Annotated in this window: 21 protein-coding genes; 14 read left to right on the plus strand and 7 right to left on the minus strand. The window is 74.0% G+C overall.

Annotation, left to right across the window (positions count from 1 at the left end):
* Window positions 1-1545, minus strand: coding sequence for a polyprenol phosphomannose-dependent alpha 1,6 mannosyltransferase MptB (mptB, locus tag ACFPK1_RS11005; protein ID WP_378020945.1), 1545 nt, complete (start codon window positions 1543-1545; stop codon window positions 1-3).
* A gap of 131 nt (window positions 1546-1676) precedes the next feature.
* Here mptB and ACFPK1_RS11010 point away from each other — a divergent pair, with 131 nt between their 5' ends.
* The 7 genes from ACFPK1_RS11010 (at window position 1677) to ACFPK1_RS11040 (ending at window position 8196) form a co-directional block, all read left to right on the plus strand.
* On the plus strand, window positions 1677-2438 hold the full coding sequence (locus ACFPK1_RS11010) for a helix-turn-helix transcriptional regulator (protein WP_378021022.1): 762 nt from the start codon (window positions 1677-1679) through the stop codon (window positions 2436-2438).
* Complete coding sequence (gene sufB, locus ACFPK1_RS11015) at window positions 2435-3880, plus strand: Fe-S cluster assembly protein SufB (protein WP_378020946.1); 1446 nt, start codon at window positions 2435-2437, stop codon at window positions 3878-3880. Before ACFPK1_RS11010 ends, sufB begins: the two co-directional genes overlap by 4 nt.
* Complete coding sequence (gene sufD / locus ACFPK1_RS11020; protein ID WP_378020947.1) at window positions 3877-5139, plus strand: Fe-S cluster assembly protein SufD; 1263 nt, start codon at window positions 3877-3879, stop codon at window positions 5137-5139. The genes sufB and sufD overlap by 4 nt, the downstream gene beginning before the upstream one ends.
* Window positions 5140-5220: 81 nt before the next feature.
* Complete coding sequence (gene sufC / locus ACFPK1_RS11025; RefSeq protein WP_378020948.1) at window positions 5221-5991, plus strand: Fe-S cluster assembly ATPase SufC; 771 nt, start codon at window positions 5221-5223, stop codon at window positions 5989-5991.
* Window positions 5988-7334: a cysteine desulfurase gene (locus tag ACFPK1_RS11030; protein ID WP_378020949.1), complete on the plus strand. Its 1347-nt coding sequence runs from the start codon at window positions 5988-5990 to the stop codon at window positions 7332-7334. The genes sufC and ACFPK1_RS11030 overlap by 4 nt, the downstream gene beginning before the upstream one ends.
* Complete coding sequence (sufU, locus tag ACFPK1_RS11035; protein WP_378020950.1) at window positions 7331-7792, plus strand: Fe-S cluster assembly sulfur transfer protein SufU; 462 nt, start codon at window positions 7331-7333, stop codon at window positions 7790-7792. The genes ACFPK1_RS11030 and sufU overlap by 4 nt, the downstream gene beginning before the upstream one ends.
* A complete protein-coding gene (locus ACFPK1_RS11040) occupies window positions 7789-8196 on the plus strand; it encodes a metal-sulfur cluster assembly factor (protein ID WP_378020951.1) in 408 nt (135 codons plus the stop codon). The genes sufU and ACFPK1_RS11040 overlap by 4 nt, the downstream gene beginning before the upstream one ends.
* A 137-nt stretch (window positions 8197-8333) precedes the next feature.
* Here ACFPK1_RS11040 and ACFPK1_RS11045 read toward each other — a convergent pair whose 3' ends face one another.
* From ACFPK1_RS11045 to ACFPK1_RS11065, 5 genes are all read right to left on the minus strand, one after another.
* Window positions 8334-9353, minus strand: coding sequence for an adenylate/guanylate cyclase domain-containing protein (locus ACFPK1_RS11045; RefSeq protein ID WP_378020952.1), 1020 nt, complete (start codon window positions 9351-9353; stop codon window positions 8334-8336).
* Window positions 9350-9796: a universal stress protein gene (locus tag ACFPK1_RS11050; RefSeq protein ID WP_378020953.1), complete on the minus strand. Its 447-nt coding sequence runs from the start codon at window positions 9794-9796 to the stop codon at window positions 9350-9352. The genes ACFPK1_RS11045 and ACFPK1_RS11050 overlap by 4 nt, the downstream gene beginning before the upstream one ends.
* A gap of 64 nt (window positions 9797-9860) precedes the next feature.
* Window positions 9861-11105: a lycopene cyclase family protein gene (locus ACFPK1_RS11055; RefSeq protein WP_378020954.1), complete on the minus strand. Its 1245-nt coding sequence runs from the start codon at window positions 11103-11105 to the stop codon at window positions 9861-9863.
* Window positions 11102-11527, minus strand: coding sequence for a hypothetical protein (locus ACFPK1_RS11060; protein ID WP_378020955.1), 426 nt, complete (start codon window positions 11525-11527; stop codon window positions 11102-11104). Before ACFPK1_RS11060 ends, ACFPK1_RS11055 begins: the two co-directional genes overlap by 4 nt.
* A 63-nt stretch (window positions 11528-11590) precedes the next feature.
* On the minus strand, window positions 11591-12367 hold the full coding sequence (locus tag ACFPK1_RS11065) for an SDR family oxidoreductase (RefSeq protein WP_378020956.1): 777 nt from the start codon (window positions 12365-12367) through the stop codon (window positions 11591-11593).
* A 104-nt stretch (window positions 12368-12471) separates the two neighbouring features.
* Here ACFPK1_RS11065 and ACFPK1_RS11070 point away from each other — a divergent pair, with 104 nt between their 5' ends.
* The 7 genes from ACFPK1_RS11070 (at window position 12472) to egtD (ending at window position 21131) form a co-directional block, all read left to right on the plus strand.
* Window positions 12472-14097 carry an ABC-F family ATP-binding cassette domain-containing protein gene (locus ACFPK1_RS11070; protein ID WP_378020957.1) on the plus strand — a complete coding sequence of 542 codons (1626 nt, stop codon included), beginning with the start codon at window positions 12472-12474 and terminating at the stop codon, window positions 14095-14097.
* Between the two features lie 177 nt (window positions 14098-14274).
* Entirely contained in the window at window positions 14275-14484 is a 210-nt protein-coding gene (locus ACFPK1_RS11075; RefSeq protein WP_133828818.1) for a helix-turn-helix domain-containing protein, read from the plus strand.
* A 76-nt stretch (window positions 14485-14560) separates the two neighbouring features.
* Window positions 14561-16423 carry an ABC transporter ATP-binding protein gene (locus tag ACFPK1_RS11080; protein WP_378020958.1) on the plus strand — a complete coding sequence of 621 codons (1863 nt, stop codon included), beginning with the start codon at window positions 14561-14563 and terminating at the stop codon, window positions 16421-16423.
* A gap of 143 nt (window positions 16424-16566) precedes the next feature.
* Window positions 16567-17961 carry an ergothioneine biosynthesis glutamate--cysteine ligase EgtA gene (gene egtA, locus ACFPK1_RS11085; protein ID WP_378020959.1) on the plus strand — a complete coding sequence of 465 codons (1395 nt, stop codon included), beginning with the start codon at window positions 16567-16569 and terminating at the stop codon, window positions 17959-17961.
* Entirely contained in the window at window positions 17958-19307 is a 1350-nt protein-coding gene (egtB, locus tag ACFPK1_RS11090; protein ID WP_378020960.1) for an ergothioneine biosynthesis protein EgtB, read from the plus strand. Before egtA ends, egtB begins: the two co-directional genes overlap by 4 nt.
* A gap of 3 nt (window positions 19308-19310) precedes the next feature.
* Window positions 19311-20069 (plus strand): ergothioneine biosynthesis protein EgtC, encoded by a 759-nt coding sequence (gene egtC, locus ACFPK1_RS11095; protein WP_378020961.1) that lies wholly within the window; start codon window positions 19311-19313, stop codon window positions 20067-20069.
* A gap of 90 nt (window positions 20070-20159) precedes the next feature.
* On the plus strand, window positions 20160-21131 hold the full coding sequence (gene egtD, locus ACFPK1_RS11100) for an L-histidine N(alpha)-methyltransferase (protein WP_378020962.1): 972 nt from the start codon (window positions 20160-20162) through the stop codon (window positions 21129-21131).
* Here egtD and ACFPK1_RS11105 read toward each other — a convergent pair.
* Entirely contained in the window at window positions 21082-21807 is a 726-nt protein-coding gene (locus ACFPK1_RS11105; protein WP_378020963.1) for a hypothetical protein, read from the minus strand. The two genes, egtD and ACFPK1_RS11105, sit on opposite strands and share 50 nt — an antisense overlap.
* Window positions 21808-21831: the final 24 nt, after the last annotated feature.

Here is a 21831-nt window from a genome sequence, read left to right on the forward strand (position 1 = left end):
CTAGGTGGACGGCGTGCGCGTCACGCGCCCGCGCACGGCGAACAGCGGGACCAGCGCGAGCAGCGCCGCGGCGGTGATGGCCATGGGCAGCTGGTAGGTGCGGAACGAGAAGTCCGCGCCCGTCGGCGGCACCAGCAGGGCCACGACCGCGCAGATCGCGACGGCGAAGCCCCGGATCCGCGGGTTGCGCACCGACGCGGCCAGCGGGACGACGGCCCACAGCAGGTACCAGGGGTGCAGCACGGGCCCGGCGAGGAACACCGCGCCGAAGCCGTAGCCCATGCCCGCGACGGCGTGCAGGCGCCCGTTCAGCACCATGAACACCAGCAGCAGGCACACCAGCGCGGCGACGCCCAGCCCGGCGGCGCGCGTGAGGTCGAGGACGGCGTCGGTGTGGTCGCCGAGCCCGAGGATCCCGCCGAGCCAGCCGCCGAGCACCCCGAGGTCGGTGGTGACCGAGAGCCAGCTGCGCAGCAGGTTCGGCACCGCGAGCGCCTGGATCCACCCGAAGCCCAGGCCGCTGCCGACCGAGACGGCGGCGACCATCCCGAGCCCCAGCGCCGAGCACCCCGCGCCGTAGCGCACGAGGCGCCCGATCCCCCCGCCCCGCTCGTGGGCCACGTGCGCGGCGAGGAACCCCAGCGCCACCACCGCGGGGATCTTCCCGGAGGCGCCGAGCCCGATGAGCAGCGCGCCGAGCACCCACGAGCGCCGCATGCCGATCTCCATGCCGGCGAGGACGACACCCAGCATGATCGCGTCGTTGTGGATGCCGCTGACCAGGTGGAACAGCACCAGCGGGCTGATCGCGAGCCACAGCGCGGCGATCGGCTCGACGCCGGCCCGGCGGGCGAGGTGCGGCACCGCCCAGATCACCAGGCCCAGCGAGGCGAGCGCGAGCACGCGGTGCAGGTAGACGCCGAGCACGATGTCGTCGCCCGCGATGGCGGTGATGAGGCGCCCGAAGGACAGGAAGCCGGGCCCGTACGGCGACGGCGTGGTCCGCCAGATCGTGGGGATGCTCGCGACCAGCGGGTCGGAGAGCCCCAGCGCCTGCGCGGCGCCGTAGATGTAGGGGTCGAAGCCCCGAGAGACGACCTCGGCCTGGGAGAGGTAGCCGTAGACGTCGGTGGAGAACAGCGGGGGCGCGACGGCCAGCGGCGCCATCCACATGACGAGGATGCGCGTCAGCTGGCGCACCGACAGGCGCACGCGGCCGGGCCAGGCGAGCCGCCCGAGCCACAGCCAGGCCAGCACGAGCATGCCCATGCCGATGTAGGCGAGCGTCAGCGACACCGTCGGCATCCGGCCCCACAGGCCGAGCACCCGCGTGCCGAGCAGCGGGTTGTACGCCGGGGCCGGCGTCGCGCCGCACCCCAGGGCGCCGATCGCCATGAGCAGCGAGCCGGTGGTGCCGAAGCGGCGCACGGTCCGCAGGCGGCGGCGCTCGTCGGGCGTCGGCGGGGGCGGCTGCGCCCCGGGGGGCGTCACCGCGGGCGACACGGCAGCGGGCACCGGCGCAGGGGCCTCCGTCGTGCCGGTCACGGGCGGGGACGATACCGAGGCCGCTCGCGGGTCCCGGCCGCCGTACCCCGGCGGCGGGTGAGGGTAGGTGACCCTGGGTGAGTGCGATCACCCCGTCCGGTCCGGGGGCCCGCTTTGCCCGGCGGGGACAAATAAGCAAGACTGGTGTTGTCAAAAAGAAGGCTGACCTAACCGATCACGGTCAGGAGGTGAGGACCATGAGCGTCGACGGGCACGACGGCCGGACGCGGGACCTCATCGTCCGCAGGCTCCTCGAGCACGGCCCCACCACGGCGAAGGACCTCGCCGGCGTGCTGGGGCTGTCGGGGGCGGCGGTGCGCCGGCACCTCGACGCCCTGATCGCCGAGGCCACGGTGACGACCCGGGACGCTCCCCGCGCCGGGCGCGGACGTGGCCGGCCCGCCCGCCAGCACCTGCTCACCGAGCAGGGCCGCCGACGGGTCGGGGGCGACGAGGAGGACGTGGCGCAGCTCGCCGTCTCGGTGCTGCGCGAGCTGTCCGACGTGCTGGGGGACGACGCGGTCCGCGCGTTCGCCCGCCGGCGCGTGGAGGGCCTGCTCGCGGAGCACCGGGAGGCGATCGGCGCCCACGCCGACCACACCGGCCGGGTGCACGCCCTGGCCGGTGCGCTCTCCCACGAGGGCTACGCCACCTCGTCCCGCGCCACCACGGCGGGCGAGGCCCTCTGTCAGCACCACTGTCCGGTGGCCGGCGTGGCCGCCGAGTTCCCGCAGCTGTGCGAGGCGGAGACCGAGGTCTTCGCCGAGCTCCTGGGCACGCACGTCCAGCGGCTGAGCACCATCGCGCGCGGCGATGCCGCGTGCACGACCCACGTGCCCCGACAGCAGGGCTCCACCACCCCTCACGACGTCAAGGGAAGGCAGGTCGTATGACCACCTCCGCGGAGCGGACCACCGCCCCGACCGAGCTCACCCAGGAGGAGACCCTCGCGGCGCTCGGGCAGTACCAGTTCGGGTGGCACGACAGCGACGTCGCCGGGGCGAGCGCGCAGCGAGGCCTCAACGAGGCGGTCGTGCGTGACATCTCGGACAAGAAGAGCGAGCCCGACTGGATGCTGCAGGCGCGGCTCAAGGCGCTGAGCACGTTCGAGAAGAAGCCGATGCCGCAGTGGGGCTCCGACCTCTCGGGGATCGACTTCGACAACATCAAGTACTTCGTCCGGTCGACGGAGAAGCAGGCCGCCAGCTGGGAGGACCTGCCCGACGACATCAAGGCGACCTACGACAAGCTCGGCATCCCCGAGGCGGAGAAGGCGCGCCTCGTCGCCGGCGTCGCGGCGCAGTACGAGTCCGAGGTCGTGTACCACCAGATCCGCGAGGACCTGGAGGCGCAGGGCGTCATCTTCATGGACACCGACACCGGGCTGCGCGAGCACCCGGAGCTGTTCGAGGAGTACTTCGGCTCGGTGATCCCGGCCGGCGACAACAAGTTCTCCGCGCTCAACTCGGCGGTCTGGTCCGGCGGCTCGTTCATCTACGTGCCCAAGGGCGTCCACGTGGACATCCCGCTGCAGGCCTACTTCCGGATCAACACCGAGAACATGGGCCAGTTCGAGCGGACGCTGATCATCGTCGACGAGGACGCCTACGTCCACTACGTCGAGGGCTGCACCGCGCCGATCTACTCGTCGGACTCGCTGCACTCCGCGGTCGTCGAGATCGTCGTGAAGAAGGGCGGCCGCTGCCGCTACACGACCATCCAGAACTGGTCGAACAACGTCTACAACCTGGTCACCAAGCGCGCCAAGGCCGAAGAGGGCGCGACCATGGAGTGGGTCGACGGCAACATCGGCTCCAAGGTGACCATGAAGTACCCGGCCGTCTGGCTCACCGGGCCGCACGCCAAGGGCGAGGTGCTCTCGGTGGCCTTCTCCGGCGAGGGCCAGCACCAGGACGCGGGCGCCAAGATGGTGCACCTCGCGCCCCACACGTCGTCGACGATCATCTCGAAGTCGGTGGCGCGCGGCGGCGGGCGCACCAGCTACCGCGGCCTCGTGCGCGTCAACAAGGGCGCGCACCACTCGCGGTCGACGGTGAAGTGCGACGCGCTGCTGGTCGACACGATCAGCCGCTCGGACACCTACCCGTACGTCGACGTCCGCGAGGACGACGTGACGATGGGCCACGAGGCGACCGTCTCGAAGGTCAGCGAGGACCAGCTCTTCTATCTGATGTCCCGCGGCCTCACCGAGGACGAGGCCATGGCGATGATCGTGCGCGGGTTCGTCGAGCCCATCGCGCGCGAGCTGCCCATGGAGTACGCGCTCGAGCTCAACCGCCTGATCGAGCTGCAGATGGAGGGCGCTGTCGGATGACCGACACACCTGTCGCTTCCACCGGGGGCGGTTCGACGACCGCCCCCGGCGCCCCGGTCCTGGACGTGGACCCGGGGATCAAGACCGCTTCCTCGCCGAAGATCGCGCCGTGGGAGGAGCGGCACACCTCCTACGACGTCGAGTCGTTCGAGGTCCCGCGCGGGCGTGAGGAGCAGTGGCGCTTCACGCCGCTGCGCCGCCTGCGCGGGCTGCACGACGGCTCGGCGACCGCCGACGGCTCGATCGGCGTGTCGGTGCGCGCCGGCTTCGGCGACAGCGCCACCGACCTCGCGGGGACGGGCACGCGGCACGAGACGGTCGGGCGCGACGACGCGCGGCGCGGCGACGGCGGCATCCCCGCCGACCGCGTGGCCGCGCAGGCCTGGTCGTCGGTCGAGCAGGTGCACGTGGTGACGGTGAACGAGGCGCGCTCGGACGACGAGCCGCTCACGATCACCGTCACCGGCCCCGGCGCGGGGTCGACCGCGTACGCGCACCTGCAGCTGCGTCTCGAGCCCCACGCCGAGGCGGTCGTCGTCCTCGACCACCGCGGGTCGGGCACGGTCGCGGCGAACACCGAGTTCGTCGTCGCCGACGGCGCCAAGCTCGAGGTCGTCGAGGTGCACGACTGGGCCGACGACGCCGTGTACGTGGGCGCCCAGCACCTGTCGGTCGGGCGCGACGCGACGATCCGGCACACCTCGGTGACCCTCGGCGGCGACCTCGTGCGGCTCTCCCCGGTCATCAACTACCGGGCGCCCGGCGGCGACGTCGAGCTCGACGGGCTGTACTTCGCCGACGGCGGCCAGCACTTCGAGCAGCGCCTGCTCGTCGACCACTCGATCCCGAACTGCCGGTCGCGCGTGATGTACAAGGGCGCGCTGCAGGGGGCCGAGGGGGGCACCGCGGCGCACACCGTGTGGATCGGCGACGTCCTCATCCGCAAGGCGGCCGAGGGCACCGACACCTACGAGCTCAACCGCAACCTGCTGCTCACCGACAACGCCCGCGCCGACTCGGTGCCGAACCTCGAGATCGAGACGGGCGAGATCGTCGGCGCCGGCCACGCCAGCGCGACGGGAAGGTTCGACGACGAGCAGCTGTTCTACCTGATGGCGCGGGGGATCCCCGAGGCCCAGGCACGCCGGCTGGTCGTCCGCGGCTTCTTCGGCGAGGTCATCCAGAAGGTCCGCGTGCCCGCGCTGCGCGACCGTCTCGAGGCGGCCATCGAGGCCGAGCTCGAGGTCGTCGGCGTCTGAGCCGGAGCCCGTCCCCTCCGATGGTCGAGCTCCGCTTCGCTCCGTCTCCCGCCACCACCACGTACGGCTGAAAGAGGCTTGATGTCCACCCTCGAGATCCGCGACCTCCACGTCGAGGTCGAGACCGAGTCCGGCCCCAAGGAGATCCTCCGCGGCGTCGACCTCACCGTGAGCTCGAACGAGACCCACGCGATCATGGGTCCGAACGGCTCCGGCAAGTCGACGCTCGCCTACTCGATCGCGGGCCACCCGAAGTACACGGTCACGAAGGGCCAGGTCCTCCTCGATGGCGAGGACGTCCTGGAGATGGCCGTCGACGAGCGGGCGCGCGCCGGGCTGTTCCTGGCCATGCAGTACCCGGTCGAGGTGCCCGGTGTCTCGATGTCGAACTTCCTGCGCTCGGCGGCCACCGCCACGCGCGGCGAGGCGCCGAAGGTGCGGCACTGGGTCAAGGAGGTCAAGGGCGCGATGTCCGACCTCGACATCGACCCGGCGTTCGCCGAGCGCAGCGTCAACGAGGGCTTCTCCGGCGGCGAGAAGAAGCGCCACGAGGTGCTGCAGATGGCGCTGCTGAAGCCGAAGATCGCCGTGCTCGACGAGACCGACTCGGGCCTCGACGTCGACGCCCTGCGCGTCGTGAGCAAGGGCGTCAACGACTACAAGGCCGCCTCCGACGTCGGCGTCCTGCTGATCACGCACTACACGCGGATCCTGCGCTACATCGCGCCGGACAAGGTCCACGTGTTCGTGAACGGCCGCGTCGCCGAGTCCGGTGGCCCGGAGCTCGCCGAGGAGCTCGAGGCCAACGGCTACGAGCGGTTCACGGGGGCCAAGGAGGAGCAGCCGGCATGACCGCACTCGCACCCACCGCTGGTCCCGGGGGTGCGACCCTGGATGTCGCGAAGATCCGTGCGGACTTCCCCATCCTGAGCCGCACCGTCCGCGACGGGAAGCCGCTCGTCTACCTGGACTCGGGCGCCACCTCGCAGCGTCCGCGCCAGGTGCTCGACGCCGAGCGCGCATTCCTCGAGACGTCCAACGCCGCCGTGCACCGCGGCGCGCACGCGCTGGCCGAGGAGGCCACGGACGCCTACGAGTCCGCCCGCGAGCGGATCGCGGCGTTCGTGGGCGCGGACATCGGCGAGATCGTCTTCACCAAGAACGCGACCGAGGGCATCAACCTCGTCGCGTACGGCATGAGCAACGCCTCGGTCGGTGACGGCGTCGAGGCGGCCGCCGAGCGCTTCCGGATCGGGCCGGGCGACGAGATCGTCACGACCGAGATGGAGCACCACGCCAACCTCGTGCCGTGGCAGGAGCTGTGCCGGCGCACCGGGGCGACGCTGCGGTGGTTCTCGGTGACGCGCGACGGGCGGCTCGACCTCGACTCCGACGAGGCGCGCTCGGTCATCAACGAGCGCACCAAGGTCGTCGCGTTCACCCACCAGTCCAACGTGCTGGGCACCGTCCCGCCGGTGGCGGAGCTGGTGCGCCGCGCCCGCGAGGTCGGCGCCTACACGGTGCTCGACGCCTGCCAGTCGGTGCCGCACGCGCCGGTGGACCTGCACGCCCTCGGTGTCGACTTCGCGTCGTTCTCGGGGCACAAGATGCTGGGCCCGTCGGGGATCGGCGTGCTCTACGGGCGCCGCGAGCTGCTCGAGGCGCTCCCGCCGTTCCTCACCGGCGGCTCGATGATCGAGCTGGTGCGCATGGAGGGCTCCACCTACGCGCCGCCGCCGGCGCGGTTCGAGGCCGGCGTGCCGATGACGTCGCAGGCGATCGGCCTCGGCGCGGCCGTGGACTACCTGTCCGCGATCGGCATGGACGCCGTCAAGGCCCACGAGAACGAGCTGACCGGCGCGGCGCTGGTGAAGCTGCAGGACCTGCCGGGCGTGACGATCATCGGCCCGCGCAGCACCGAGGCGCGCGGCGGGGCGGTCGCCTTCGAGATCGAGGGCATCCACCCCCACGACGCCTCGCAGGTGCTCGACGACTCCGGCATCGCCGTGCGCGTCGGCCACCACTGCGCGTGGCCGCTGCACCGGGCGTTCGGCGTGCAGTCGTCGATCCGCGCGAGCTTCCACGTGTACAACACGCTCGAGGAGGTCGACGCGCTGGTGGCCGGGGTGCGCCGGGCGCAGGAGTTCTTCGGGGTACTCGAGTCTTCTGAACCCCTCCGGGGAGGCTCGGCATGAAGCTCGACTCGATGTACCAGGAGATCATCCTGGACCACTACCGCAACCCGCACGGTCGCGGGCTGCGCGATCCGTTCGAGGCCGAGGTCCACCACGTCAACCCGACGTGCGGCGACGAGGTCACCGTCCGCGTGCACCTCTCGGGCGGCGAGGGGCGCGACGCGAAGGTCGAGGACCTCTCGTACGACGCGCTCGGCTGCTCCATCAGCCAGGCGGCGACGTCGGTGGCCTACGACCTGCTCGTCGGGCACACCGTCGGCGAGGCCTTCGAGACCCTCGACGCGTACCAGGAGATGGTGCAGGGTCGCGGCAAAGTGGAGCCCGACGAGGACGTGCTCGACGACGCCGTGGCCTTCGCCGGCGTGGCCGCCTACCCGGCGCGCGTGAAGTGCGCGCTGCTCGGCTGGCTGGCGTTCAAGGACGCGGTGGCGCAGGCTCAAGCTGGAGGTACGACATGACCGAAGAGACCGTCGAGCGCGGCGCGGCCGGGATGCCCGAGGCCCCGGCCCCGAGCGCCGACCTGCCCTCCTACGACGACCTCGAGGAGGCCATGCGCGACGTCGTCGACCCCGAGCTCGGGATCAACGTCGTCGACCTGGGCCTGCTGTACGGCATCGACGTCCACGGCGGCTCCGAGGACGGGGCCGGCCCGGTCGTCACCCTCGACATGACGCTGACGTCGGCGGCCTGCCCGCTGACCGACGTCATCGAGGACCAGGCCCGCGCCGCCCTGACCCAGGGCCCCGGCGGGGGACTGGCCAAGGACGTGCGGATCAACTGGGTCTGGATGCCGCCGTGGGGCCCGGACAAGATCACCGACGACGGCCGCGAGCAGCTCCGCGCGCTCGGCTTCACCGTCTAGCACCACATCGCGAGACCGGAGGGCGCCTCCGCTGCCGTCGACGCAGCGGGGGCGCCCTTCGCTCGTCCGGGCGCGCCGTCGCGCCGTGATCAACGGGGACTTCGAGCGCGTAGAAGCAGCGAACAGGGCGTTCGCTGCTAACCCCGGCGCTCGCGCACCACGTGCGGGCGCAGGTGCCGGTAGCCGCGGACGGCGACACCGGGCACGGAGCGGATCTCGAGGTCGAGGTCGGCGGTGCGCAGGGCCTCGGTGAGCTCCTCGTCGACGAGCACCGTGCCCGGGCGCGCCTCGGACGTCAGGCGGCTGGCGATGTTCACGACCGGCCCGTACACGTCGCCGTAGCGGGGGAGGACCTCGCCGAGCGCGAGCCCCACGCGCAGGGCCAGGCGCCCCTCGTCGTCGGGGACCTCGTCGTGCAGGCGGAAGGCGATGTCGATCGCGTCCTCGACGCGCTCGCACACGAAGAGGATCTCGTCGCCGAGGGTCTTGACGATCCGCCCGCGCCGGCGCGCGACGACCTCGGCGGACACCGTCTCGAAGCGCTCGAGCAGCGCGCGCAGCTCGACCTCGTCGATCTTCCGGGACAGGCTGGTGAACCCGACGATGTCGGCGAACCCCACGACCACGCGGTGCTGCGCCGGCCCGTCCTCCCCGGCGCGCGCGAGCGTCGCGAGCATCCGCCCGGCGGTCATCGTGAGGTGGCGGCGCCAGACGTAGGACTGGAGCTTCTCGAGGGTCGGCACGAGCGCCTCGACGGCGTCGACGATCGCGTCCGGGTCGTGGGCGAGACCCGCGTCGGCGATGGTGCGGCGCACCAGCGTCGCCTGCCACTCCGCGAGGCGGCCGAGACCCTGGCCGAGCGCGCGGGCCACGGCCAGCTCCTCGGCCTCGTCGAACGTGTCCTCCTCGAGCAGGCGCCCGGAGAGCTCGAGGGCGTCGACGTCGGCCTCGGCGAAGGCCCGCACGTCGTCGGGCGTCGCCGGGAAGCCGAGCGAGCTCCACAGCCGCGACGTGTGCTCCGGGGTGAACCCGGTCCGCTCCTGGACCTCGCCGCGCGTCATGGTCCGGGGGCCGCGCAGGAGCAGGTCCTCGATCCGCTCCTGCGCCCGCGCCCACCGTTCGGCGTCGGTGGACGCGGGGTCCGGACCCGCCGTCACGTGGTGTGGACGATGAGGACGTCGCTGCCGGCGCGCCGGGAGATGCCCTGCGGGACCGAGCCGAGCAGGCGGCCCGCGAGGCTGTTGAGGCCCCGGTTGCCGACGACGACCAGGTCGGCCTTGCGGTCGGTGACGACCTCGACGACCCGCTCGATGGGGTCGCCCTGCACGGCCACGGTGTCGATCTCGACCGGGCCCTTGGCGCTGGCGCGCTCGCGGGCGTCGCGCAGCGTCTCCTCGGCCGGCGTCGAGCCGACCACGTGGAAGGCGGCGTCGTCGCCGAGCGCCTGCTCCGCCTCGCCCGTCGACTTCGCCGGCTTGTAGGCGCAGATGATGAGCAGCAGGGCCTTGCTGTCGGCCGCGATCGTCGCCGCGCGGTCGACGGCGCGGAACGACGACTCGGAGCCGTCGGTGCCGACGGCCACGGTCTGGTAAGCACCCATCGCGGAGCCTCCTCCTCGGTGGCGGGTCACGAACCCGTCACGATGACGGTTCACGAGCGTACCGCTACTGCTCCGTTCGGACGCTCCGGGCCCCGAGCAGCGTTCCCCTGATCAGGTGGCCGCGCAGCCGGGGGGTCAGTCGACCGAACAACGACGTCATGGCCGCCACCGATGCGCCGACATCCTCACGGGCGTCGAGATAGGCGCGCCGGTGGGTGGGCGGGAGCGAGAAGAAACGGTCGAAGAACGCGGGCACCTCGCCCGGCGGCATCGCGAGCAGCGTCTCGAGCCCGCGGCGGCGCAGCGCGTGCACGGTGACCGCGGCGGGGGAGCGCACGACCCGGCGGGCCGCGCGGGCCACGCCCATCGGCTCCGTGCCGCCGCGCAGGGCGTCGGCGAGGACGGTGGCGACGCGCGGGGCCAGGCGCAGCGAGGTCGCGAGGCTGAACCCCGACGCGGGGTGCACGAGCGGGTCGGCCGCGCCGACCGCGATCACCCCCGACGGCGAGCGGTGCCGCGGCGAGTCGACGGGGAAGCGGACCTTCTCGACCTCGGCGGGGTCGTCGGGGATCTCCGCGTCGGTCAGCCCCGCGCCGCGCAGGCGGGCCCGCAGCCGGGCGCGCAGCTCGGGCATCGGCAGCCCGGGGCGGCGGGCGAGGGAGGTCTCCTCGAGCAGCACGCGGTCGGCGTCGAGGGGCACCGCGTAGAGGAACGTCGGCCAGCCGGGGCGGCCGTGGGTGGGGCGCCAGTCCATGAACAGCAGCCGGTCGCCGCTGACCCGGGCCGCCACCTCCTTGGACACGACCACCCCGAACGCCGTCTGCTCGGCGCGCGGGCGCGCGCTGTCGAGCTCGCGGGCGGTGCCGCGGCGGGCCAGCGCCTGGCGGGCGCCGGTGGCGTCCACGACCACCCGGGCGGTGACGGTGCTGCCGTCCTCGAGGACCACGGCCGGGTGGCGCCCGACGCCGGCCGGGGTCGCGCCCACGGCCCGGGCCCGGCGCACGGCCACCGCGGGATCGGTGAGGTGCGCCTGGAGCGCGCCGGTGTCGAGCACGGCGTACTCGTCGTCGAGCACGTGGGTGCGCTGCGCGATCGCCACGCCGTGCCCGCGCGCGGCGACGATCTCGCCGGGCAGGTCGGCGGGCAGCTCGTGGACCCAGGCGCCGTAGGTGTGGGTCCACGCCCGGTGCGGGCGGGGGTCGACGAGCAGGGTGCGCAGGTCGCGCGCGGCGCAGGCGCGCGCGAGCGACCGGCCGGCGGGTCCCGCGCCGGCCACGACGACGTCGGCGACCGGGGCGGCGGGGCTCACCGTTCGCGGTCCGTCCGGCCCGTGTCGCGCTCCGCCTCGGCCTGTGCCATCTCCTCCAGCGCCGCGCGGTCGGCCTTCGCGCGGGCGTTCCACCGCCGCATCTCCGGCGGGTACCCGGTGACCGTGACGTCGTGGCACGCGACCTTCACCGAGCGCGCCAGCTTCTCCGCCGCGCGCGGCGTGCCGACCCGGCGGCGCGTCCACTCGCCGTCGAACGCCACGGCGACGACCGTGGTGTCGGTGGCCGTGGTCTCGGGCTCGACGTAGAACGCGACGCCCTCGCGGCTCTTCGCGAACGCCCGGAGGTGCTCGAGGTCGGCGGGCCCGCCCTCGCGGTCGAGCACCTGGCGCTGGCCGCCGGCGCCGACGCCGCTGCCCCCGCCCGAGCCGCCGCCACGGCGCCACCTGCTGAACAGACCCATGGGGATCACCTCCCGATCACCGCCATTGTGCCGGTGTCCGGTTGAGATGGCCGTGGGGTTCGTTCACGTGCTCCCGGTCGCGAGCATCCCGCCGTCGACGCGCACGGTCTCGCCGGTGATCCAGGACGCGGCGTCGGAGACGAGGAAGCCGACGAGCGCGGCGACGTCCTCCGGGGTCCCCAGCCGCTTCATCGGGTAGCGGGCGGCGACCTCGTCCTCGCCCTGGACGTAGAGCGCCTCGGCGAACTTCGTCTTGACCACGGCAGGCGCCACGGCGTTGACGCGGATCCCGGGGCCCAGCTGCCAGGCGAGCTCCTCGGTGAGGCGGATCAGCGCGGCCTTCGACGCCCCGTAGGCGCCGATGACGCCACTGCTGCGCAGTCCGCCCACCGACGCCATGTTGACGATCGCGCCGCCGTGCTCGCCCATCCAGGCGCGGTGGGCCTCCTGGACGAAGCCCAGCGCGGCGACGACGTTCACCTCGAAGATCTTCGACACGGCGGCGAGGTCGGCGTGCACCAGGGGCCCGTACTGCGGGTTGATGCCGGTGTTGTTGACCAGCACGTCCAGCGAGCCGAACCGCTCGACGGTGGCGTCGACGGCCTGCGTGCGGGATCCGGCGTCGCCGGAGTTGCCCGGGAGGGCCAGGACGCGGTCCGGCGCCGCGAGCGCCGCGGCCGCCTCGTCCAGCTCGGCCTGCTTGCGCGCGGTGATGGTGACCGCGGCGCCGCGCGCGAGCAGGTGGCGCGCGACGCCGAAGCCGATGCCGCGGCTCGCGCCCGTGACGAGCGCCGCACGGCCGGTGAGGTCGCGGGGGACGGGGGGCGTGGCGTCGGTCATGCGCGCACCCTAGATCGGGGAACGGCCGCGGGGGCCGCCTACACTGGGAGCAGTCCGCGAGGCCCGTGCGCCCGCACCGACCCCTCCCGCGAGGACTGTCCCCAGTGATCACCGCGTCCGATCTCGAGCTGCGCGCCGGCTCCCGCGTCCTGCTCGCGGGGGCGACGCTGCGCGTCCAGCCCGGCGACCGGATCGGCCTGGTCGGGCGCAACGGGGCGGGCAAGACGACCACGCTGCGCTGCCTCGCGGGCGTCGGTGAGCCCTACGGCGGCGCCGTCCGCGCCACCGGCCCCGTGGGCTACCTGCCCCAGGACCCGCGCGAGGGCGACCTCACCGTGCTGGCGCGCGACCGGGTGCTCTCGGCGCGCGGGCTCGACGAGCTGCTGCGCGAGATGGAGAAGACCCAGACCGCGATGGCCGAGCTCGCCGACGACGCCGCGCGCGACCGGGCGATCGCGAAGTACGGGCGCCTCGAGGAGCGCTTCGCCGACCTCGGCGGCTACGCCGCGGAGAGCGAGGCGGGGCGGATCTGCTCGAACCTCGGCCTGCCCGGGCGCGTGCTCGCGCAGCCGCTGCGCACGCTCTCGGGCGGTCAGCGCCGGCGCGTGGAGCTCGCGCGCATCCTGTTCGCGGCCAGCGGCGACGCCGGCGGCAACGCGGGCACGACGCTGCTGCTCGACGAGCCCACCAACCACCTCGACGCCGACTCCATCGGCTGGCTGCGCTCGTTCCTGCTGAGCCACGAGGGCGGGGTCGTGGTGATCAGCCACGACACCGAGCTGATCGACGCCGTGGTGAACAAGGTGTGGTTCCTCGACGCCACCCGCGGCGAACTCGACGTCTACAACATGGGGTGGAAGCGCTACCAGCAGGCCCGCGCCGACGACGAGGCCCGCCGGCGCCGCGAGCGCGCCAACGCCGAGAAGAAGGCGGGCGCCCTGCAGGCCCAGGCCGCGAAGATGGGCGCGAAGGCCACCAAGGCCGTGGCGGCCAAGCAGATGGCGCGCCGCGCGCAGGCGATGCTCGACGGCCTCGACGAGCAGCGCGTCGACGACAAGGTGGCCCACATCCGCTTCCCGGCCCCCGCACCGTGCGGGCGGGTGCCGATGACCGCGGAGGGCCTGTCGAAGACCTACGGCTCGCTGGAGGTGTTCACCGGCGTCGACCTCGCGGTGGACCGCGGCTCGCGCGTGGTCATCCTCGGCCTCAACGGCGCGGGCAAGACCACGCTGCTGCGCATCCTCGCCGGGGCCGAGACGCCCGACACCGGCGAGGTGCAGGCCGGCCACGGGCTGCGCACCGGCTACTTCGCGCAGGAGCACGACACGCTCGACATGGAGCGCACCGTCTGGGAGAACGCGCGCAGCGCCGCCCCGGACACCCCCGAGCAGCAGCTGCGCACGCTGCTGGGCGCGTTCATGTTCACCGGCGAGCAGCTCGAGCAGCCCGCCGGCACGCTGTCGGGCGGCGAGCGCACCCGCCTCGCGCTCGCGGGCCTGGTGTCGAGCGCGGCCAACGTCCTGCTGCTCGACGAGCCCACCAACAACCTCGACCCGGCCAGCCGCGAGAAGGTGCTCGACGCGCTGCGGCGCTTCGAGGGCGCGGTCGTGCTCGTCACCCACGACCCGGGCGCGGTCGAGGCCCTCGAGCCCGAGCGGGTCATCCTGCTGCCCGACGGCACCGAGGACCATTTCTCCGCCGATCACCTGGAACTCGTCGAGCTCGCCTAGTGAACGGCCATTCAGTGGCGAGTTAGTGCAGCTCCCGAAGGATCAGACAAACGGACGTGGATCACGCCGATCGGCCGAACCGCTTACCGATCACGGGAAATGTGCGATGGCGCACACTCCCCTCAACGATCATCATGGGTCGACCGGACCTGCGGTGGGACGAGGGGTGGACACGAGATGGCCGACCTGAAGAAGGGTGCGCGGATCACCGGCACCCAGCGCGACAAGCTCGCCAACGACCTGAAGAAGAAGTACGAGAAGGGCGCGAGCATCCGTTCGCTCGCCGAGTCCACCGGACGCTCGTACGGATTCGTGCACCGCGTGCTCTCGGAATCGGGCGTCACGCTGCGCGGGCGCGGGGGCGCCACGCGGACGAAGAAGAAGTAGCCGCCCTTGACCTCGACCATCGTCGAGGTCGCACGCTCGGACGGCACACGGTCCTGACGAGCGACGGGAGCGGGCGATGGACGCCTGGTCGTTGATGCAATCCGCGGCCAAGGCCGACACGGTGCCGCGGTCGGTGCCGAGGGGGACGCTGCCGCGCATCTGGCGCTTCGCCGCGCGCCACCACCGGACGCTGGCGGTGTTCCTGCTGCTGGCCACCGCGTCGGCGGTGATCGGCGTCGCGGTGCCCGTGCTGGCCGGCCGCGTCGTCACGGCGATCACCGAGAGGTCCGCGCCGTCGGTGGTGATCACGATCGCCCTGGTGATCGCGGGCCTCGCCGTGCTCGACGCGGGGCTGACCCTCGGCGAGCGCTGGCTCTCGGCGCGCATCGGCGAGGGGCTGATCTACGACCTGCGCCGTGCGGTGTTCTCGCACGTCCAGCGCATGCCGCTGGCGTTCTTCACCCGCACCCGCACCGGGTCGCTGGTCAGCAGGCTGAACAACGACGTCATCGGGGCCCAGCGCGCCTTCACCTCGACGCTCTCGGGCCTCGTCACCAACGTCATCCAGCTCGTGCTCGCGATCGTCGTCATGGTCGCGCTGGCGTGGCAGGTGACGCTGCTGGCGCTCGTGCTGCTGCCGATCTTCCTGCTGCCCGCGCGCCGGATGGGCCGGAGGATCGCGGCGCTGCAACGCGAGTCGGCGGACCTCAACGCCGCGATGACCGGGCAGATGACCGAGCGCTTCTCGGCCGGCGGCGCCACGCTGGTCAAGCTGTTCGGGCGCCCCGACGCCGAGGCCGCCGAGTTCGGGGAGCGCGCCGACCGCGTGCGGGGCGTCGGCGTGCGCACCGCGATGGTCAGCCGCGTCTTCCTGACCTGCCTCACGCTCGTCGCCGCCCTGGCCCAGGCGCTGGTGTACGGCCTGGGCGGCTGGCTCGCGGTCACCGGGCGCCTCGACGCCGGCACGGTCGTCAGCCTCGCCCTGCTGCTGACGCGCCTGTACTCGCCGCTGACCTCGCTGGCCAACGCGCGCGTCGACGTCATGAGCGCGCTGGTCAGCTTCGAGCGGGTCTTCGAGGTGCTCGACCTCCGGCCGGCGCTGACCGAGCCCGAGCACCCGACGCCGGTGCCCGCCGGCCCGCTCGGGGTCCACGCCCGGGCGGTGCGCTTCACCTACCCCTCGGCGTCGGCGGTCTCGCTGGCCTCGCTCGAAGAGGTCAGCCGCCTCGACGACCGGGCCGGCAACGAGGTCCTGCACGGCGTCGACCTCGAGGTCGCCCCCGGGCGGATGCTCGCCCTGGTGGGGCCGTCGGGGGCGGGGAAGTCGACGATCGCCTCGCTGATCCCGCGGCTCTACGACGTCGACTCCGGGGAGATCGCCGTCGGCGGGGTCGACGTCCGCGAGCTGGCCTTCGCCGACCTGCGCGGCGCCGTGGGCGTCGTCACCCAGGACGGGCACCTGTTCCACGACACCGTGCGGGCCAACCTGCTCTACGCGGCGCCCGACGCCTCGGAGGCCGACCTGCGCGCGGCGATGGTCCGGGCGCGGCTGGGCGACCTGCTCGACGAGCTGCCCGCCGGGCTGGACACGGTGGTGGGGGAGCGCGGGCACCGGCTCTCCGGCGGCGAGCGCCAGCGCCTGACGATCGCCCGGCTGCTCCTGGCGTCGCCGCGGGTGGTCATCCTCGACGAGGCCACCGCGCACCTGGACTCCGAGTCCGAGCACGCGGTGCAGGAGGCGCTCACCGAGGCGCTGGTGGGCCGCACGTCGGTGGTGATCGCGCACCGGCTCTCGACGGTCCGGGCGGCGGACACCATCGCCGTCGTCGAGCACGGGCGCGTCGTCGAGCAGGGCACGCACACCTCGCTGCTGGAGCGCGGCGGGCGGTACGCGGACCTCTACCACACGCAGTTCGCCCCGTCGTCGACCGCGGCCTGAGCGATCACTCACTGTGATCTTCGCATCCGGGACAGTTGTCCCGCGACCCCCTGCGGGCCGTCGGACCCGCGTGTAGCGTCGCTGTGCGTCCGCAGCAGCGAGCCCGGTGATCACCGCCGGGTCGGGTCCACGAGGAGGCTCCGTTGCCGGCTCCGACGCCCTCGGTCCGCCCGCGGATCGCCCTCGACCCCGCCGCGCCGCTCACCGAGCGCGCGGTCGCGGAGGCCTACGTCGCCTCGGTGTGCTTCAAGCACGGCCCGCCGCGGCTGGTCGGCACCGAGCTCGAATGGCTCGTGCGCCACGACGACGACCCCGCCCGACCCCTCGACCCCGCCGTGCTGGTCCGCGCGCTCGGACCCCACGCCCCCACCACCGTCGCGCCGGTGCACCCGCGCAACGGCTCCGGTCCGGCGCCGCTCCCCGCGGGCGGCACCATCACCGTCGAGCCCGGTGGCCAGGTGGAGATCGCCAGCCCGCCCCTGCCCGGCGTCGGCTCCCTCGTCCGCGCCGTCCGCACCGACGTGGCCGGGCTCCACACGCTGCTCGCCGCCGAGGGCCTGACCACGGTCCCGCGGGCGAGCGACCCGCTGCGTCCCCCGCGGCGCGTGCTGCAGATCCCGCGCTACGCGGCGATGGAGGCGACGTTCGACCGCATCGGGCCGCACGGCCGCACGATGATGTGCTCGACGACCGCGGTGCAGGTCTGCGTCGACGCGGGGGAGGGCGACGACGTGGCCCGCCGGTGGGCCGCGCTGCACGAGCTCGGCCCGGTGCTGCTCGCCGCGTTCGCCAACTCGCCCGCGGTCCACGGCCGCCGCACCGGCTGGAAGTCGTCGCGATGGGCGGCGTGGATGGCGCTCGACCCGGAGCGCACGAGCCCGCCGGTCACGCTCGAGGGCGACCCGGCCGCGGCGTACGCGCGACGCGCGCTCGACACCCGGCTGCTGTGCGTGCGCCGCGAGGGTGCCGACGGCGTGTCGTGGGAGGCGCCGGACGTCACGTTCGCCGAGTGGATCGACGGGGCGCTCGACCCGGCGCCGACGCGCGCGGACCTCGACTACCACCTCACGACGCTGTTCCCGCCCGTGCGCCCGCAGGGCCACCTCGAGGTGCGCTACCTCGACCAGCAGGCCGGCGACGAGTGGGTGGTGCCGCTGGTCGTCGTGGCCGCGCTGATGCAGGACCCGGACACGGTGGCGCGCGCCCGCGCCGCCGCCGAGCCCGCCGCCGACCGGTGGACCGCCGCCGCCCGTCACGGCCTCGCCGACCGCGTGCTGCGCCGCGCGGCCGGCGACGTCTTCGCCCAGGCCCACCGCACGCTCGCCGGCCCCGCCTTCGCCGACCTGCCCGCCGACGTGCACGAGCTCGTCGACCGCGTCATCTCCGAGCGGGTGCTGCGCGGGCGGTGCCCCGCCGACGACCCCCTCGACGACGTCGAGGCCGGCCTCGCCCCGGCCCGCACCGACCCCGACGACCCACCCGACGACGACGGCACCGTCGCCGGGACCCCGACCCTCCTCGGAGGTGAGCGCCCATGACCGCCACGACCCCCACCCCGCAGGACCGTGCCGCGCTGCGCACGCGCCTCGCGGCCGAGCTCGCCGCCGCCCGCGCGCGGACGCGGTCGCTGACCCACGACGTCTTCGCCGGCGACGACCCCGACTTCACCCGCCAGCACTCGCCGCTGATGTCGCCGTTCCACTGGGACGTCGCGCACATCGCGAACATGGAGGACTACTGGCTGGTGCGTCGCGGGGCGCCCGGCTCCGACCTGGTCACGGGCGTTCGCGAGGACGTCGACCACCTCTACGACGCGTTCACCAACCCGCGCGCCGGGCGGCCGGCGCTGCCGCTGCTCGATCCCGCCGAGGCGCGGGTGTACGGCGACCGGGTGCGCGAGAAGGCCCTCGAGCACCTCGAGGCCGGGTCGTTCGACGAGCGCCGGACGCTGGCCGACGGGTTCGTCTTCTCGATGATCGTGCAGCACGAGCAGCAGCACGTGGAGACGATGCTCGCGACGCACCAGCTGCGCGCCGGCGCGCCCGTGCTGCACGCCGACCCGCCGCCGCCGGCCGTGTTGCCTCACCTGGCGGGCACTGAGGTGCTCCACCCCGGTGGTGAGTTCCTCTACGGCACCTCCACCGAGCCCTCGGCGCTCGACAACGAGAAGCCCGCACACCCCGTGCGGGTCGAGGCGTTCCGGCTCGACGCCGCGCCGGTGACCAACGCCGAGTACGCGCGCTTCGTCGACGCCGGCGGCTACCGCGACCGGTCGCTCTGGTCCGCGGCCGGCTGGGAGCACATCACCGCCGAGGGCTGGGTCGCGCCCATGGCGTGGGAGGAGGTCGACGGCCGCTGGTACCGCACGTCGTTCGGGGTGCGCCAGGCGATCGACGAGATCGGCGACCAGCCGGTGCTGCACGTCAGCTTCCACGAGGCGGCGGCCTACGCCGCGTGGGCGGGCAAGCGCCTGCCCACCGAGGTCGAGTGGGAGTTCGCCGCCCGCTTCGACCACGCGACGGGCGCCACCCGGCGCTTCCCGTGGGGCGACGAGGACCCGACGCCCGAGCGCGCGAACCTCGACCAGCGCCACCTGCAGCCCGCGCCGGTCGGCGCCTACCCGGCCGGCGCGTCGCCGCTGGGCGTGCACCAGCTGATCGGCGACGTGTGGGAGTGGTGCGACTCGGGGTTCGAGGGCTACCCGGGCTTCGAGCCGTTCCCGTACAAGGAGTACTCCGAGGTCTTCTTCGGCGGCGACTTCCGGATGCTGCGCGGGTCGTCGTTCGGCGTCGGCACCCCGAACGCCCGCGCGACCTTCCGCAACTGGGACCTCCCGATCCGGCGCCAGATCTTCTCCGGCTTCCGCTGCGCGCGGGACGCCTGAGAGGTGTGCCGCCACCTGGCCCACGTGGGCCCGACGCCGGTCACCCTCGCGTCGCTGGTCACCGAGCCCGAGCACTCCCTGCTCGTGCAGAGCTACGCGCCCGCCGACATGCGCGGCGGCGGCACCGTCAACGCCGACGGTTTCGGGGTGGGGTGGCTCGGGCCTGCGGACTGGCACCTGTACCGCCGCGACGACCCCATGTGGACCGACGCGTCGTTCCTCGACCTCGCGCGCGGGGTCGGGACGACGGCGCTCGTGGCGGCCGTGCGCTCGGCGACGGTGGGCATGCCGGTGTCGACGGCCGCGTGCGCGCCGTTCCGGGCGGACGGGCGGCTGTTCAGCCACAACGGCGTCGTGCGCGGCTGGCCGCACAGCATGGCCGACCTCGCCGCGACGCTGCCGGCGCTCGACCTCCTGACCCTGGACGCCGCCACCGACTCGGCGCTGCTCTGGGCCCTCGTGCGCGCCCGGCTCGCCGCCGGCAAGGACGTCGCCGACGCGGTCGCCGGCGTCGTCGCCGAGACGCTCGCGGCCGCGCCCGGCTCGCGCCTGAACCTGCTGGTCGGCGACGGCGAGCAGATCGTCGCCACCGCCGTCGACCACGCCCTGTCCTACCGGACGTACCCCGACGGTGCCGTCACCGTCGCGTCCGAACCCCTGGACCTCCACCACGGGTGGGTCCCGGTGCCCGACGGCTCGCTGCTCGTCGCCCGGCCCGGCGGCGTGCACGACCCGCCGGCGGTCACCGTGTCGGCGCTCTAGACCGCGCCGGCCCTGTCGTTCCCGATGCCGTGAACGCCCGCGCGCGCCCGACCGGCGTGCGCCCCGACCCCAGGACGTGACCCCGCACCGATGAGCCTTCCTGCGCTCGACGTACACCTCACCGCCGACGACGCCGACGCCGCCCTGCGCGCCGACGCGCGGCGCGGCCTCACCGCCACTCCGAAGGTGCTCACCCCCCAGTGGCTGTACGACGCCCGCGGCAGCGAGCTGTTCGAGCAGATCACCGCGCTGCCCGAGTACTACCCCTTCACCGCGGAGCGCGAGGCCCTCACCGAGCACGCGGACACCATCGCCCGGGCGGCGGCCGCGGACACGCTCGTCGAGCTCGGCTCCGGGTCGTCGTCGAAGACGCCGGTGCTGCTCGACGCCCTCCAGCGCGCCGGGACCCTGCGCCGGTACGTGCCGGTGGACGTGTCGCCGGCGGCGCTCGAGGAGGCGGTGCCGGGGCTGATCGAGGCCTACCCGGGGCTCGACGTGCACGGCGTGGTCGCCGACTTCACCAGCGACCTGCGCAGCGTCCCCCGCGACGGGCGCCGCCTCGTGGCGCTGCTCGGGGGGACCCTCGGCAACTTCGAGCCCGCGGGCCGGCAGACCTTCCTCGCCGCCCTCGCCGACGCGCTCGACCCGGGGGAGGCGTTCCTCGTCGGCACCGATCTCGCCAAGGACGAGGCGACGCTCGTGGCGGCCTACGACGACCCCGCGGGCGTCACGGCGGCGTTCGACCTCAACGTGCTCGCGGTGCTCAACCGGGTGCTGGGCGCCGACTTCGACCCGGACGGCTTCGAGCACCTCGCCGTGTGGGTCCCGCAGGCCAGCCGGATCGAGATGCGGCTGCGGGCACGGCGCGCGATGCACGTCCGGGTGCCCGAGCTCGACCTGGAGATCGATTTCGCCGACGGCGAGGAGATGCGCACCGAGATCTCGACGAAGTTCACGCGCGAGCGGGTGCGCGAGGAGCTGTCCGCCGCGGGGTTCTCCCACGACGGGTGGTTCACCGACCCGCAGGGCCGGTTCGCGCTGTCCCTCGCCGTGCGTCGCTGAGGTGCACCAGGGGGGACGACACCCCCGACGAGAGGCCGGTGGCCAGCGAGGACGCCACGGAGGACACCGTCGGTGAGGGTGCCCGCTCCGCCGTCGGGGCGGTGGCCCCGCGCGGGGCCATCGCCGAGAGCGGCGCCCCGCCGGGCATCGGGACGTCGGCGCGAGCAGCCTCCTCCTCGTCGCCGTCCTCCTCGGCCCCGGCGCTGCTCTCCGGCGCCGCCTCCTCGACCACCCAGCTGCCGTCGACCGGGCGGCGGGCGAGGGTCGGCCCGGCGGTGAGCGCCTCCACCGACACCGTGCGCAGACGCAGGCGGGCCCGGGCGACGTGGCGCGGGGCCCCCGCCACGACGACGGCCACCACCAGCCGCTCTCCGTGCGGATCGGGCACGGCGTGGAGCAGGTGGTGGTGGCCGTCGTCGGTGCTCACGGTGAGCTCGGCGAGGGAGGGGGTCAGGACCGCGGCGGCCCTGACCATGTCGGCGTGGGCCGCCCCGAGCAGCTCGAGATCGGCGAACCCGGGATGGGTGTCCGGGTCGTCGACGTAGCCGTCGAGGATCAGCCCGCTGCCGACGTCCACGAGGGTGGCGGCGACGATGCGGCGGTCGTCGAGCAGCGGGCGGAGCACCGCCGACAGCCCGTCCGACCGCACGCACGTCAGGTGGCGGTGTCGCCCCACCCTCCCGGCTCCCCTCGCGGAATC

The sequence above is a fragment of the Actinomycetospora rhizophila genome (assembly GCF_042657905.1).
Taxonomy (GTDB): domain Bacteria; phylum Actinomycetota; class Actinomycetes; order Mycobacteriales; family Pseudonocardiaceae; genus Actinomycetospora; species Actinomycetospora rhizophila.

Coding starts and splice junctions, on each gene's coding strand:
- sufB (WP_378020946.1), top strand. CDS start 2,435: ATGACCACCTCCGCGGAGCGGACCACCGCCCCGACCGAGCTCACCCAG.
- sufD (WP_378020947.1), top strand. CDS start 3,877: ATGACCGACACACCTGTCGCTTCCACCGGGGGCGGTTCGACGACCGCC.
- sufC (WP_378020948.1), top strand. CDS start 5,221: ATGTCCACCCTCGAGATCCGCGACCTCCACGTCGAGGTCGAGACCGAG.
- ACFPK1_RS11030 (WP_378020949.1), top strand. CDS start 5,988: ATGACCGCACTCGCACCCACCGCTGGTCCCGGGGGTGCGACCCTGGAT.
- sufU (WP_378020950.1), top strand. CDS start 7,331: ATGAAGCTCGACTCGATGTACCAGGAGATCATCCTGGACCACTACCGC.
- ACFPK1_RS11040 (WP_378020951.1), top strand. CDS start 7,789: ATGACCGAAGAGACCGTCGAGCGCGGCGCGGCCGGGATGCCCGAGGCC.
- ACFPK1_RS11050 (WP_378020953.1), bottom strand. CDS start 9,796: ATGGGTGCTTACCAGACCGTGGCCGTCGGCACCGACGGCTCCGAGTCG.
- ACFPK1_RS11060 (WP_378020955.1), bottom strand. CDS start 11,527: ATGGGTCTGTTCAGCAGGTGGCGCCGTGGCGGCGGCTCGGGCGGGGGC.
- ACFPK1_RS11065 (WP_378020956.1), bottom strand. CDS start 12,367: ATGACCGACGCCACGCCCCCCGTCCCCCGCGACCTCACCGGCCGTGCG.
- ACFPK1_RS11075 (WP_133828818.1), top strand. CDS start 14,275: ATGGCCGACCTGAAGAAGGGTGCGCGGATCACCGGCACCCAGCGCGAC.
- ACFPK1_RS11080 (WP_378020958.1), top strand. CDS start 14,561: ATGGACGCCTGGTCGTTGATGCAATCCGCGGCCAAGGCCGACACGGTG.
- egtB (WP_378020960.1), top strand. CDS start 17,958: ATGACCGCCACGACCCCCACCCCGCAGGACCGTGCCGCGCTGCGCACG.
- egtD (WP_378020962.1), top strand. CDS start 20,160: ATGAGCCTTCCTGCGCTCGACGTACACCTCACCGCCGACGACGCCGAC.